Source organism: Rathayibacter tanaceti (genome assembly GCF_001634385.1).
GTDB classification, from domain to species: Bacteria; Actinomycetota; Actinomycetes; order Actinomycetales; family Microbacteriaceae; genus Rathayibacter; species Rathayibacter tanaceti.
Genome location: NZ_LIIN01000269.1, coordinates 1 through 1,091 on the forward strand (window position 1 = coordinate 1; position 1,091 = coordinate 1,091).

A 1,091-nucleotide genomic window follows, 5' to 3' on the forward strand; every position below is an offset into this window, starting at 1 on the left:
CGCTCCGAGCACCTCCGCGGCCCGCACGTCGGCCGAGCCGACCCGCTCGAGGGGCTGAGCCGCCGCGCGCTGGGCTTCGCCACCTTCTCGGTCGTCGGCGGCCTGTTCGCCACCGCCGCGATCCCCGCGTACGGCGCTCGCAGCACCTCCGCCACCGCGACCGGCCGCGCCGCAGCGAGCAGGGCGGGCCTCCAGAACCTCACCGTCTCGTCGGAGCCTCCGGCCAGACCGCGGTCCGCGACGCGTTCGCGGCTCCGACGCAGGCGCAGCTCGACGAGGCGAGCCGCCAGGCGGCCGTGCTCTCCGGGTCGAACAGCGGCGAGTTCTCGACCGTGCAGACGCGCGCGGTCGGCGACGACTACCCCTGGCCCTACGAGACCATCGACGACGACGGAGGCGGCCTCTCGCCCCTCGGCTACTACTACCGCGAGTGCGTCGACTTCGTGGCTTGGCGCCTCAACCGCGACGCCGGCCGCACCTCCGCACCGTGGAAGTACACCTGGGGGAACATCACGCCGCTCGGCGGCAGCGCCTACGAGTGGCCGGATAACTGGGCCGCCAAGGGCTGGGCCACCAGCAGCGTCCCGATCGTCGGCTGCGTCGCGTGGTGGACCTACAACCACGTCTCGTACGTGCAGAAGGTGAACGACGACGGCACCGTGCTCCTCGAGGAGTACAACTACGGCGGCAAGCACAGCTACGTGACCCGCACGTTCCCCGCGGCCCAGGTGCCGCTGTTCCTGTACCCGCCCGCCCTGTAGCGCCCGCCCTGCCTGTAGCGCCCGCGCCTCAGCGAACGAGCGCGGCCACGAGCGCGGCGAAGGCGGGCGACGCCGGGTCGACGAGGTCGAGGTGGCCGATGCCGGCGAGCTCGTGCAGGTGCACCGCGGGGTGGCGAGCGGAGTAGCGGCGGCTGTACGCGACGGGCACATCCTCATCGAGGGCGCCGTGGATCAGCGTGGTCGGCTGCAACGGCGCAGGCAGCTGCGCGGGATCGCGCCGGCGAGCAGCGCGAGGTCGCCGCCGAGCAGCTCCCCCACCGCGTCGTCACTGAGGCGGTCGGCAGAGGCGGCTCCGAGGTCGAGCACGCC

The 1,091-nt window shown here is 73.5% G+C and carries 3 protein-coding genes; 1 reads left to right on the top strand and 2 read right to left on the bottom strand.

The features are described from left to right. Window positions 1-203, bottom strand: a 203-nt coding sequence (locus tag ACH61_RS18710) for a hypothetical protein (protein WP_236713729.1), incomplete at its 3' end; no start/stop codon positions are given. A gap of 93 nt (window positions 204-296) precedes the next feature. Here ACH61_RS18710 and ACH61_RS18715 point away from each other — a divergent pair. Beyond that, a complete protein-coding gene (locus ACH61_RS18715; protein WP_068213778.1) occupies window positions 297-761 on the top strand; it encodes a CHAP domain-containing protein in 465 nt (154 codons plus the stop codon). 28 nt (window positions 762-789) lie between these two features. Here ACH61_RS18715 and ACH61_RS17115 read toward each other — a convergent pair whose 3' ends face one another. Continuing rightward, on the bottom strand, window positions 790-972 hold the full coding sequence (locus tag ACH61_RS17115; protein ID WP_153038959.1) for an alpha/beta fold hydrolase: 183 nt from the start codon (window positions 970-972) through the stop codon (window positions 790-792). Between the last annotated feature and the right edge of the window lie 119 nt (window positions 973-1,091).